This is a genomic window from Streptomyces sp. 351MFTsu5.1, from assembly GCF_000383655.1.
GTDB lineage: Bacteria > Actinomycetota > Actinomycetes > Streptomycetales > Streptomycetaceae > Streptomyces > Streptomyces griseorubiginosus.
Window position 1 is genome coordinate 13289 of record NZ_KB911788.1, and the last position, 12602, is coordinate 25890.

The window sequence follows — 12602 nt, forward strand, 5'->3', positions numbered from 1 at the left end:
GTCGTGACGGAGGCCGGGGCCGTTGCCATGTCCGAGGGCCGGTCGGTTAGAGTGGCGCTCTAAAAGTTTGAGCGTCGTTCTAAGTGAAGGGGGCGACATGCGGCTGACTCCCACCGAGCGCGACCGGCTGCTGCTTTTCGGGGCCGCCGAGCTGGCCAGGGCGCGCCGGTCCCGTGGCCTGCGGTTGAACGTCCCGGAGGCGACCGCGCTCATCGCGGACACCGTGTGCGAGGCCGCCCGGGACGGGGCGCGGCTGGCCGAGGCCGTGGAGCGGGCGCGGTCGGTGCTCGGTCCGGACGACGTGCTGCCCGGCGTCGCGGACGTCGTCACCGAGGTGCATGTCGAGGCGGTCTTCGAGGACGGCTCACGGCTCGCGGTCGTCAGCGACCCGATCGGCGGCGGGCTCGGCGACGCGGCCCCGGGCGCGCTGCTGCCGGGTCCGGCGCACGCCGAACCGGAAGCGGTCGTCCGGCTGACCGTCACCAACACGGCCGGCGTGCCCGTCTCCGTCACCTCCCACTTCCACTTCTTCGAGGCCAACCCGCGGCTCGACTTCCCGCGGGCCGCGGCCTACGGGATGCGGCTCGCCGTCCCCGCCGGGTCCTCCGTGCGCTTCGGACCGGGGGAGAGCGTGCGGGTCGGCCTGCTGCCCATCGGCGGCGAGCGCGTCGCCATCGGCTTCGCAGGCCTCGTCGACGGCCCGCTGGACGCGCCGGGAGCGCGGGAAGAGGCCCTGCGGAGGGCTGCGGCCTGCGGATACCTGGGCGTGCGTGACGAGGAGGTCCCGCGATGAACCGCGCCGCTGTCGCACTCCCCGACCTGGCTGCCCGCTCCGAGGAGGTCGTCCGATGAGTCGTCCCGGTGGGCATCCCGCTGAGGCCCGGCGGCTCACGCCCCGGGAGTACGCCGCCGCCCACGGCCCCCGTGCCGGGGACCGGGTGCGGCTCGGGGACTCCGGCCTGGTGATCCGGGTCGAGGAGGACGCGCAGCGGTACGGCGACGAGTTCCTCGCCGGGTTCGGCAAGACCGCGCGGGACGGGCTGCACCTCAAGGCCGCCGCCGTACGGGAGACCTGTGACGTCGTGGTCAGCAACGTCGTCGTGATCGACGCCGTGCTGGGCATCCGCAAGGTCTCCCTCGGGATCCGGGAGGGGCGGATCTGCGCGATCGGGCGGGCCGGGAACCCCGACACCGTCGACGGCGTGGACGTCGTCGTCGGCACCGGCACGTCGATCGTGTCCGGCGAGGGGCTCATCGCCACCGCCGGAGCCGTCGACACCCATGTCCACCTGCTGTCGCCGCGGATCATGGAGGCCTCCCTGGCGTCCGGGGTGACCACCGTCATCGGGCAGGAGTTCGGGCCCGTGTGGGGCGTCGGGGTCAACTCGCCCTGGGCGCTGCGGCACGCCTTCGGCGCCTTCGACGCCTGGCCGGTCAACATCGGCTTCCTGGGCCGGGGTTCGTCCTCGGACCCGGCCCCCCTCGTCGAGGCCCTCGCCGAGGGCGGCGCCTCCGGCTTCAAGGTGCACGAGGACATGGGCGCCCACACCCGCGCCCTGGACACCGCCCTGCGGGTCGCCGAGCAGCACGACGTCCAAGTAGCCCTGCACAGCGACGGGTTGAACGAGTGCCTGTCCGTGGAGGACACCCTGAGAGTGCTGGAGGGCCGTACCGTCCACGCCTTCCACATCGAGGGCTGCGGCGGCGGCCACGTGCCGAACGTGCTGAAGATGGCGGGCGTCCCCAACGTCATCGGCTCCTCCACCAACCCGACCCTGCCCTTCGGCCGGGACGCCGTCGCCGAGCACTACGGCATGATCGTCTCCGTCCACGGCCTCAAGCCCGACCTCCCCGGCGACGCCGCCCTCGCCCGCGACCGCATCCGCGCCGGCACCATGGGCGCCGAGGACGTGCTGCACGACCTGGGCGCGATCGGCATCACCTCGTCGGACGCGCAGGGCATGGGGCGCGCGGGGGAGACGGTCCGCCGTACCTTCGCCATGGCCGGGAAGATGAAGGCCGAGTTCGGCGCGCCCGACGAGCACGACAACGAACGCGTCCTGCGCTACATCGCCAAGCTGACCGTCAACCCCGCCATCGCCCACGGGCTCGCGCACGAGGTGGGCTCCCTGGAGGTCGGCAAGCTGGCCGACATCGTGCTGTGGCGGCCGGAGTACTTCGGCGCCAAGCCGCAACTGGTCCTGAAGTCCGGCTTCCCGGCCTACGGCGTGGTCGGCGACCCCGGCGCGGCCACCGACACCTGTGAACCCCTGGTGCTGGGACCGCAGTTCGGGGCGCACGGCGCCACCCCCGCCGAGATCTCCGTCGCCTTCGTCGCGCAGGCCGCCCTCGACCAGGGGCACGACCTGATGCCGACCCGCAGGAGAAGGGTCGCCGTCCGCGGCACCCGCGGCATCGGACCCGCCGACCTGCGCCTCAACTCCCGTACCGGAGCGGTGGACGTGGACCAGCGCACCGGCCTGGTGACGCTGGACGGCGAGCCGCTGCACTCCGAGCCTGCCGACTCCGTCTCCCTCAACCGCCTGTACTTCCTCTAGGACCCGTGGACCTGTCATGACCTACCGCATGCCGCCCGAGTGGGCCCCGCACGAGCGCACCTGGATGGCCTGGCCCGGCCCCAACCCCACCTTCACCGACGACGACGAACTGGCCGGGGCCCGCGCCGCCTGGGCCTCCGTCGCCCGCGCGGTGCGCCGCTTCGAGCCGGTGACGATGGTGCACGGCCCGGGCCACGCGTCCTCCGCGCGCGAACTGCTCGGCCCGGACGTCGAGTTGGTGGAGCGCGAGCTGGACGACGCGTGGATGCGAGACATCGGCCCGACCTTCGTCCACGACCAGGAAGGCCGACTCGCCGCCGTGGACTGGGTGTTCAACGGCTGGGGCGGCCAGGACTGGGCCCGCTGGGAGCACGACGCGAAGATCGCCCGTCAGGTCGCCGACCTCGCCGGGGTGCCGGTGCTCGGCAGCCCGCTGGTCAACGAGGGCGGCGCGATCCACGTCGACGGCGAGGGCACCGTCCTGCTCACCGACACCGTCCAGCTCGGTGCCGGCCGCAACCCCGGCTGGAGCCGGGAACAGGTCGAGGCGGAGATCCACGCCAGGCTCGGCACCACCAAGGCGATCTGGCTCCCGCGCGGCCTCGCCGGCGACTACGGCAGGTACGGCACCCAGGGACACGTCGACATCGTCGCCGCCTTCGCCCGCCCCGGCGTGGTCGTGGCCCACCACCAACCCGACCCGGCGCACCCGGACCACGAGGTGACCCAGGAGGTCATCGGGCTCCTCAGGTCCGCGACCGACGCCCGGGGCCGCCGCCTGGAGGTCGTCGAGGTGCCCGCGCCGACCGTCCTGGAGGCCGACGGCCACTGGGCCGACTACTCCTACATCAACCACTACCTCTGCAACGGCGGCGTCGTGCTCTGCGGCTTCGACGACCCGCGCGACGAGCAGGCCGCCGGCATCTTCCGGCGGCTGTTCCCCGAGCGGACGGTCACGCTGGTGGACGCGCGGACGGTGTTCGCGGGCGGGGGCGGCATCCACTGCATCACCCAGCAGCAGCCGAGGGCGACGGTCCGGTAGAACAGAGAGGTGAACGTGCTGACCCGCACCGCCTGCGGACTCCGCCCGACCGGGCCGCCGCGACTCCGGCCGCTGGGACTTCGGCCGCTGCGACTCCTGCCCGAGCCGCCGCCGCGCCCTGAGTCCGACGGCTCCGGCCCGCACGGGACGGACTCCCTGCCCGACGCCGTGCGCGTGACCGCCGTATGACCACCGCCCGCCGCACCCCCGCCCCGCCGCGCGAGCGGATCCTCGCCGCGGCCATGGAGATGATCGCCGAACGCGGCCTGGAGAAACTCACCATGGCGGCCCTCGGGCGGGAGGTCGGCATGAGCAGCGGTCACCTCCTCTACTACTTCCGCACGAAGGACGAGCTGCTGCTCCGGACCCTGGAGTGGAGCGAGGGGCGGCTCGGTGCCGAGCGCGCCCGGCTGCTCACCCGCACGGCGACCGCCCGCGAACGGCTCGACGCCTACGTCGACCTGTACGTCCCGGACGGCCATCGTGACCCGCACTGGACCCTCTGGCTGGAGGTCTGGAACCGCTCGCAGAACGCCGACGCCGACGCCCGTGACCGGCAGGCCGCCATCGAGGACGCCTGGCACCGCGACCTGGCCGCCCTGATCGCGCAGGGGGTCTCGCGGACGGAGTTCCGGGCCGTGGACCCGGACCGCTTCGCGACCCGGCTGCGGGCCCTGCTCGACGGGTTCTCCATCCACGTGGCGATCGGGCTGCGGGGGACGGACCGGGGGACGGTTCTCGGCCACGTACGGGAGTTCCTCGACGAGAGCCTCCTCGCGGACGGGTGACCATCCGCCCGGGTGGTACGCAAGCACCCCGGGGGACCGGAGCGACGCCCACGTCCGCGATCTGCGCACCGGACGCACCGGGCTCGTCGGTACCGAATCCTGAGACAAGCGTGAGCGAGGCGCGGGGGTTGTGCCAGACTGCGTCCGTGCTCTCGTTCGCCATGATTATTGGCAGCAGGCGCGCCGGTCCGCAGTGACCGCCACGTACGACCAGGTACGGGTGGACACCGTCGTCCTCGACCCGCGCGCAGACCTCTCGCACCCGCGAGGGGTTTTTCGCTTTTTCTGGCCCACCCGCAGCCGGAGGCGAGAGCGCGAGGGAGTATGTGGGGGCGGTGGAGCCGGTCATTCCGGTACGACCGAGATCCGATTCTCAGGAGCCTTCAGACCATGACCGCAACCAGCGAGCTCGACGATCAGTTCCACGTCTTCGACACCACCCTGCGCGACGGCGCCCAGCGGGAGGGCATCAACCTCACCGTCGCGGACAAGCTGGCCATCGCACGGCACCTGGACGACTTCGGCGTGGGCTTCATCGAGGGCGGCTGGCCCGGCGCCAACCCGCGGGACACCGAGTTCTTCGCGCGGGCCCGTCAGGAGATCGACTTCAGGCACGCCCAGCTGGTCGCCTTCGGCGCGACCCGCCGGGCCGGGGCGAAGGCCTCCGAGGACCCGCAGGTCAAGGCCCTCCTGGACTCCGGTGCCGAGGTGATCACCCTGGTCGCCAAGTCCCACGACCGGCACGTCGAGCTGGCGCTCAGGACGACCCTGGACGAGAACCTGCAGATGGTCCGCGACACGGTGTCCTACCTGCGCGAGCAGGGCCGCCGGGTCTTCGTCGACTGCGAGCACTTCTTCGACGGCTACCGCGCCAACCCCGAGTACGCGAAGGCGGTCGTACGGGCCGCCTCGGAGGCCGGCGCCTCCGTGGTCATCCTCTGCGACACCAACGGCGGCATGCTCCCCGCCCAGATCCAGGCGGTCGTCGCCACCGTCCTCGCCGACACCGGCGCCCGGCTCGGCATCCACGCCCAGGACGACACGGGCTGCGCGGTCGCCAACACCCTCGCCGCCGTGGACGCGGGCGCGACCCACGTCCAGTGCACGGCCAACGGCTACGGCGAGCGGGTCGGCAACGCCAACCTCTTCCCGGTGGTCGCCGCCCTGGAGCTGAAGTACGGCAAGAAGGTCCTCCCCGACGGCAGGCTCCGCGAGATGACGAGGATCTCGCACGCCATCGCCGAGGTCGTCAACCTCACCCCCTCCACCCACCAGCCCTACGTCGGCGTCTCGGCCTTCGCCCACAAGGCCGGCCTGCACGCCTCCGCGATCAAGGTCGACCCCGACCTGTACCAGCACATCGACCCCGAGCAGGTCGGCAACACCATGCGGATGCTGGTCTCCGACATGGCGGGCCGCGCCTCGATCGAGCTCAAGGGCAAGGAACTCGGTGTCGACCTCGGCGGTGACCGCGAGCTGGTCGGCCGGGTGGTGGAGCGGGTCAAGGAGCGCGAGCTCAAGGGCTACACCTACGAGGCGGCCGACGCCTCCTTCGAACTCCTGCTGCGCGCCGAGGTCCAGGGCAAGCCCCTGAAGTACTTCGCCGTCGAGTCCTGGCGGGCGATCGTCGAGGACCGCCCCGACGGCACCCACGCCAACGAGGCCACCGTGAAGCTCTTCGCCAAGGGCGAGCGCATCGTCGCCACGGCGGAGGGCAACGGCCCGGTGAACGCCCTGGACCGTGCCCTGCGCGTGGCTCTGGAGAAGATCTACCCGCAGCTCGCCAAGCTCGAGCTCGTCGACTACAAGGTCCGCATCCTGGAGGGCGTGCACGGCACCCAGTCCACCACCCGCGTCCTGATCTCCACGTCGGACGGCTCCGGCGAGTGGTCCACGGTGGGCGTCGCGGAGAACGTGATCGCCGCCTCCTGGCAGGGACTGGAGGACGCCTACACGTACGGCCTGCTGCGGGCCGGGGTGGAGCCGGCGGAGTAGCCCACGCTCAGCAGGAGCCCTCGGCGAGCCTCTCGAACTCGCCGAGGCTCATCGCCCGGTCGTCGGCCCAGACCTGACCGAGCGTCAGGCGGGCGAGGTCGGTGGCCGTGAAGGTCACGACGCCGGAGTACTCGTAGTTGTACTCGTCCTTGCCGAAGGCGAGTTGATAGGCGTGGCCGGGCAGCAGCCGCTGCTCGCCGACCGGCAGGACATGCCAGGCGCCGGGCGGTGAGAAGAGCGGGAACTCGCCGTCCGCCGGACGCCGGCTGCCCGGCGCCTCCCACCCGGACACGTTCCGCCCGGGGTCCTCCTGACCGAAGAGGTCGGAGGGCACGCCCTCCAGCGAGGGCCCCAGCACCCGATCGTCCCCGCAGGGCCGCGGCACGACCCCGGCCGCCCCCGTGTCATCGACCCGCACCGCGGCCAACGGCAGGTACTCGGCCTCGCACCCGCTCAACAGCCCTACGGCGGCGGCCACTCCGGCGACCGCGACGACACCCCGTCCCCTCCCCACAGGTCGGGTCGCCGTCGCGCAACTCGCCAGGCCCGCGATGGCCGACGGAGTGTCTTGACGGATCTGTGTGCTCTCAGTTCACTCACGCCGTGACGTAAGTCCTGTGTGCACCACTGAGAGCCGAGGGAAGGTCCATGCGAAGAACCGCCCTGCTCGTCTCCGCCGCCCTGCTCACCTCCCTGCTGCCCGTGGCGGTCGCCCGCGCGGCGGCCGACGATCCGCCCCCGGTCCCCGTCGACCGCTTCGAGGGCGAGGTCCCCTTCGCGAGCCCGCCCGCGGGCGGCATCTTCACCTGGGGCGGCGACACCGACGACCCGCCGGCCCTCCAGCTGAGCACACGAAGCGACGCCCCCGAGGGCGACAAGGTGCTCGCCGGCACCTACGACATCAGCGGCTACGGCGGCTTCACCCACGACTTCGCCTTCGCCGAGCCCGCCCACGACTGGTCCGCCCGCAAGGGCATCCGCTTCTGGTGGGAGGGACAGAACAACGGCAAGAAGGTCGCCTTCGAGCTCAAGGACGGCGGCGCCGACGGCGAGGCCTCCGAGCTGTGGACCACCTCCTTCACCGACGACTTCACCGGCTGGAAGCAGATCGAGCTCCCCTTCACCGACTTCACCTACCGCACCGACTACCAGCCCGTCGGCGGCATCGACCACGTCCTCGGCCTCACCGAGACCTGGGGCTACGCGGTCACCCTCCCGGTCGGCGCACCCGGCCGATTCGCCATGGACGGCGTCGAGTTGTACGGCCGGGCCGACCAGTCCCTGCGCGCGAGCGTCACCACCGACTCCGTCGTCCACCCGGTGCGGGAGGGCGGGACCGCGAAGATCAAGATCGCCGTGGCCACCACCGGCTCCGCCCCGCTCGCCGACCCCGTGACGGTCGCCTACGAGACCGCCGGCGGCACCGCCACCCCCGGCAAGGACTACACCCCCGTCTCCGGCACCCTCACCTTCCCGGCCGGCACCGCCTCCGGCGCCGGCCGGACCATCCAGGTCCCGACCGTCCGGGACAAGGGCGCGGAGGCCGCCGAGACCATCCCCGTCAAGCTCACCGTCACCGGCGCCAAGCCGCCCGCCGAGACCCCGCAGGTCGTCATCGACGCGCACGGACTGCCGTATCTGAACAGCAAGCTCCCCGTGCAGAAACGGGTCGCCGACCTGCTCTCCCGGATGAGCCTCGCGGAGAAGGCCGGGCAGATGACCCAGGCCGAGCGCGGAGCCGTCGGAGGCGGGGCCGACGTCACCGCCTACGACCTCGGTTCGCTGCTGTCCGGCGGCGGTTCGACCCCCACGCCCAACACCCCCGAGGCCTGGGCGAAGATGATCGACTCCTTCCAGCTCCGGTCGCGGGCCACGCGGTTCCAGATCCCGCTGATCTACGGCGTCGACGCCGTGCACGGTCACAACAACCTGGTCGGCGCCACCGTCATGCCCCACAACATCGGACTCGGCGCGACCCGGAATCCCCAACTCGTCCAGCGGACCGGGGCCGTGACCGCCGCCGAGGTCCGCGCCACCGGCGTCCCCTGGGACTTCGCGCCCTGTCTCTGCGTCACCCGCGACGAACGCTGGGGCCGCTCCTACGAGTCCTTCGGCGAGGACCCGGCCCTCGTCGAGTCCATGGAGACGATCATCCAGGGCCTCCAGGGCGCCCGGAACGGCAAGGACCTCGACCGCGACGACAAGGTCCTCGCCACCGCCAAGCACTTCGTCGGCGACGGCGGCACCGCCTACGGCTCGTCCACCACGGGGACGTACACCATCGACCAGGGCGTCACCACGGTCACCCGGCAGCAGCTCGAAGCCGTCCATCTCGCCCCCTACAAGGAGGCCGTGAAGCGTGGCATCGGCACGGTCATGCCGTCCTACTCCTCCCTCGACGTCATCGGCGACGGCCTCGGCCCGGTCAAGATGCACGCCCGCGCCGACATGATCGACGGAGTGCTGAAGCAGAAGCTGGGCTTCGACGGCTTCGTCATCAGCGACTGGAACGGCATCGACCAGATCCCCGGCGACTACGCCTCGGACGTCCGGACCTCGGTCAACGCCGGCGTCGACATGGTCATGGCGCCGTACGCCTACAAGGACTTCCGCACCGCGCTCGTCGCGGAGGTGCAGGCCGGGCGCGTCAGCGAGCGGCGGATCGACGACGCCGTCTCCCGCATCCTCACGCAGAAGTTCAGGCTGGGCCTCTTCGAGAAGCCCTACGCCGACACCGCCGGCGCCTCGGCGATCGGTTCCGCCGGTCACCGGGCCGTGGCCCGCGAGGCGGCCGCCGCGTCGCAGGTGCTGCTCAAGAACGCGGGTGACGTGCTGCCGCTGCGCACGTCCCAGAAGGTGTACGTCGCCGGGTCCAACGCCGACGACATCGGCAACCAGTCCGGCGGCTGGACCGTCACCTGGCAGGGCGCGTCCGGCAACATCACGCCCGGTACGACGATCCTTCAGGCCATGCGGAAGAACTCCGCGGCGCTGACGTACTCCAAGGATGCCTCCGCACCGCTGAGCGGCTATGACGTCGGCGTGGTCGTCGTCGGCGAGACCCCGTACGCCGAGGGCGTCGGGGACGTGGGCAACGGCCACGACCTCGCGCTGTCCGCCGCCGACCAGGCAGCCGTCGACAAGGTGTGTGCGGCGATGAAGTGCGCGGTGCTGATCGTCTCCGGACGGCCGCAGCTCATCGGCGACCGGCTCGGCGACATCGACGCCCTGGTCGCCTCCTGGCTGCCGGGCACCGAGGGCGACGGCGTCGCGGACGTCCTGTACGGCAGGCGGCCCTTCACCGGCCGGCTGCCCGTCACCTGGCCCCGGTCACAGGCCCAGCTGCCGATCAACGTCGGCGACCGGGCGTACGACCCGCAGTTCCCGTACGGCTGGGGCCTGACCACCCTCACCGAGGTCCCCAAGGGCGGGGAGAGCACCCTGAAGGCGCTCGGGGCCGCGGCGAGCAGGGCCGAGCGGGCCGGCGCCGACGGGACGGGCCGTGCGCTCGTCGCCGAGGCGCGGCTGATCGTCCAGCAGCGGGCGGCCGGGCGGATGACGGCCGCCGTGGCCGGGCCCTTCGCGGACGCCGACCACCTGCTGCTGACCGGACGCTACGGGGAGGCGGTGGCGAAGCTGACGCAGGCGTACCGGGCGGCCTGAGCGGAGCCGCGGGTCAGCCCGAGGCGAGGGGCCCCGCGGTTTCGGGCGGGGCCCCTCGCGGAGGTCTCATCCGGGAGGCTTCGGGTAGCGTCGAGGTATGAAGGCCAGCGCACAGGCCGTGGTACGGGCCCGAAGCCTCCCGGGGCTGCTCCTCACCCTGGTGGTGGCGGCTCTGGCCGTCCTGTCGGCGAGCACCCCGCGGGCCTCGGCCGACTCCGTCACCGGCATCTCGGAGATCGGGCAGGCCCTGCGGAAGAATCCCGTCTATGTCGATCCGGCCGCCGCGGCCCAGCTGTCCGCCAAGGACGCGGACGCCCTCGCGGACCGGATCGCCAAGGCGGACCGACCGCTGTTCGTGGCGGTGCTGCCCGCCGACTACCCGAAGAAGGATCTCTTCACCAAGCTGCGCACGGCGACCGGCATCACCGGCCTGTACGCGGTCCGCCTCGGCGACGCCTTCGACGCCCGGGCCGACTCCGCCGTCCTGCCGAAGGCGGCCGTGCGCAACCTGGTGACCACCGTCCAGGGCGAGGACACCCGGACCCAGCTCACCGACTTCACCTCCGCCGCGGTCACCAACATGGGCGGCTCGGCCCCGTCGACCTGGCGGTCCGCGCAGGACGACGGCGGCGGGATGTCCGGCACCGCGCTGATCACCGTCGGCGCCGTCCTGGTGGCGGGCGGCGCGGGCGCGTACACGCTGGTGCGCCGCAACCGGCGCCGGCACGCCGAGGAGCAGCGGGCCGCGCTGGAGAAGCTGCGGGTGGTGGTGGACGAGGACATCACCGCGTTCGGCGAGGAACTGGACCGCCTGGACTTCCACCCGGCCGAGGCGGGCGCCGACGACGTGATGCGCGCCGACTACGAGCGCGCCCTCGACGCCTACGACCAGGCGAAGTCGCTCATGGCGGCGGCCGCCCGACCCGAGGACGTGCGCGGGGTCACCCAGGCCCTGGAGGACGGCCGCTTCTCGCTGGCCCAACTCGCGGCCCGCCGCGAGGGCCGGCCGCTGCCCGAACGCCGGGTGCCCTGCTTCTTCGACCCGCGCCACGGCCCGTCCGTCACCGACGCCACGTGGACGCCGCCGGGCGGTGCCGCACGCGAGGTGCCGGTCTGCGCGGCCGACGCCACCCGGCTGTCCGACGGCCGGGACCCGGTGATGCGCGAGGTCGACACCGACCAGGGCCGCCGCCCCTACTGGGACGCGGGCCCGGCCTACGGCCCCTGGGCGGGCGGCTACTTCGGCGGCGGCATCCTCCCCGGCCTGCTCGTCGGCACGGTCCTCGGCTCCATGATGGCCACCCCCGCCTACGCGGCCGACTACGGCTCCGGCTACGGCGACTTCGGCACCGGTTACGAGGGCGGCGACCTGTCGGGGGCGGACTTCGACTCGGGGGACTTCGGGGACTTCGGAGGCGGCGGGGACTTCGGCGGGGGCGGCGATTTCGGCGGAGGCGGAGGGGACTTCGGAGGCGGCGGCTTCTGAGGTTGCCGGCCGGTCGGGCATTCAGCCCCTCCGGAGCCGGTGGGGCAGTTCAGCCCCTCCGGCGTTCGAGGAGCGGGGGTCCGGGGGCAGCGCCCCCGAATCGGGGGTCGAAGGGGGCCGGCCCCCCTGGAGGATGGGACGGGTAGGGGCGGCGGGGGCGAAAGAACGCGGGCCCGGCACACCGCACCGGACCCGCGTCAAGAACCCCGTCACCTCACAGCGACGCCGCCGCGGAGGCGATCGCCGAGGCGAACGTGGACACCTCGGTGTAGACCCCGGGCGCGTTCGGCTGGGCGCAGCCGATGCCCCAGCTCACGATCCCGACCTGGATCCACGCGTTGTTCGCGTCCCGCCGGAACATCGGCCCACCGGAGTCCCCCTGGCACGTGTCCACCCCGCCGGACGTGTACCCCGCGCAGATCTCCTCGTTCGCGATGAGCCCGCTGTACCCGCTGTACGACCGGCAGGTGGCGTCGCTGACGAACGGCACGGTCGCCTTGAGCAGATACCGCTGCTGGGCACCGCCCTGCGTGGCCGCTCCCCACCCGGCGACGGTGAAGGTGCCGGTGTTGTACTGCGTGGTCGTGGCGATGGGCAGCGTCGGCAGGTTGATGGGCTGGGCGAGCTTGATGAGCGCCCAGTCCTTGCCGTCGCCGTTGTAGCCCGGGGCCCGGTAGACGTAGGTCGACCTGACCTGCACCCGGCCGCTGGTGGACTGGAGGTCCACGACGCCAGCCGTGGCCGTGATGCTGGTGTTGGCGCCGGTGCCGTTCACGCAGTGCGCGGCGGTCAGCACGATCTGCTGGGTGTACAGGGCGCCGCCGCAGCCCATGGAGAGCCGGACCATGAACGGGAACTCGCCCTGCGCGGCACGGGTGCCGCCGACGACGGGGGCGGGGGCGGCCTGCGCGGACGAGAGGGGCTGGAGACTGGCGATCGCGAGCGCGGCGGCTCCGACCGCCAGACATCTCTTGAGGGCGGTGACGAGTTTGTTCACGGTGCTGCCTTCCAGGTGGGGGTGGCTTTGGCGGGCACATGCCAAATCTGGGCGGCAAAGGGACGCCCAAGTT

Annotated in this window: 9 protein-coding genes; 7 read left to right on the forward strand and 2 right to left on the reverse strand. The window is 72.6% G+C overall.

Features of this window, described 5'->3' with window-relative positions:
• Positions 1-97: 97 nt before the first annotated feature.
• The 5 genes from ureA to cimA all read left to right on the forward strand — a co-directional run bounded on the left by ureA (position 98) and on the right by cimA (position 6383).
• Positions 98-793 (forward strand): urease subunit gamma, encoded by a 696-nt coding sequence (ureA, locus tag H295_RS0128050; RefSeq protein WP_020138687.1) that lies wholly within the window; start codon positions 98-100, stop codon positions 791-793.
• Between the two features lie 55 nt (positions 794-848).
• Complete coding sequence (locus H295_RS0128055; RefSeq protein ID WP_020138688.1) at positions 849-2558, forward strand: urease subunit alpha; 1710 nt, start codon at positions 849-851, stop codon at positions 2556-2558.
• A gap of 16 nt (positions 2559-2574) precedes the next feature.
• Positions 2575-3600: an agmatine deiminase family protein gene (locus H295_RS0128060; protein WP_020138689.1), complete on the forward strand. Its 1026-nt coding sequence runs from the start codon at positions 2575-2577 to the stop codon at positions 3598-3600.
• Positions 3601-3785: 185 nt separating this feature from the next.
• Positions 3786-4388, forward strand: a complete 603-nt coding sequence (locus H295_RS0128065) for a TetR/AcrR family transcriptional regulator (protein WP_020138690.1) — start codon at positions 3786-3788, stop codon at positions 4386-4388.
• A 390-nt stretch (positions 4389-4778) separates the two neighbouring features.
• Positions 4779-6383 carry a citramalate synthase gene (gene cimA, locus H295_RS0128070; protein WP_020138691.1) on the forward strand — a complete coding sequence of 535 codons (1605 nt, stop codon included), beginning with the start codon at positions 4779-4781 and terminating at the stop codon, positions 6381-6383.
• Between the two features lie 7 nt (positions 6384-6390).
• Here cimA and H295_RS0128075 read toward each other — a convergent pair whose 3' ends face one another.
• A complete protein-coding gene (locus H295_RS0128075) occupies positions 6391-6897 on the reverse strand; it encodes a hypothetical protein (protein ID WP_106960960.1) in 507 nt (168 codons plus the stop codon).
• 134 nt (positions 6898-7031) lie between these two features.
• Here H295_RS0128075 and H295_RS0128080 point away from each other — a divergent pair, with 134 nt between their 5' ends.
• Together H295_RS0128080 and H295_RS0128085 are read left to right on the forward strand one after the other, a co-directional pair.
• Positions 7032-10046 carry a glycoside hydrolase family 3 protein gene (locus H295_RS0128080; protein WP_020138693.1) on the forward strand — a complete coding sequence of 1005 codons (3015 nt, stop codon included), beginning with the start codon at positions 7032-7034 and terminating at the stop codon, positions 10044-10046.
• A gap of 97 nt (positions 10047-10143) precedes the next feature.
• Positions 10144-11532: a hypothetical protein gene (locus H295_RS0128085; protein ID WP_020138694.1), complete on the forward strand. Its 1389-nt coding sequence runs from the start codon at positions 10144-10146 to the stop codon at positions 11530-11532.
• A gap of 214 nt (positions 11533-11746) precedes the next feature.
• Here the strand turns inward: H295_RS0128085 and H295_RS0128090 are convergent, their stop codons facing one another.
• Positions 11747-12529 (reverse strand): serine protease, encoded by a 783-nt coding sequence (locus H295_RS0128090; protein ID WP_020138695.1) that lies wholly within the window; start codon positions 12527-12529, stop codon positions 11747-11749.
• Positions 12530-12602: the final 73 nt, after the last annotated feature.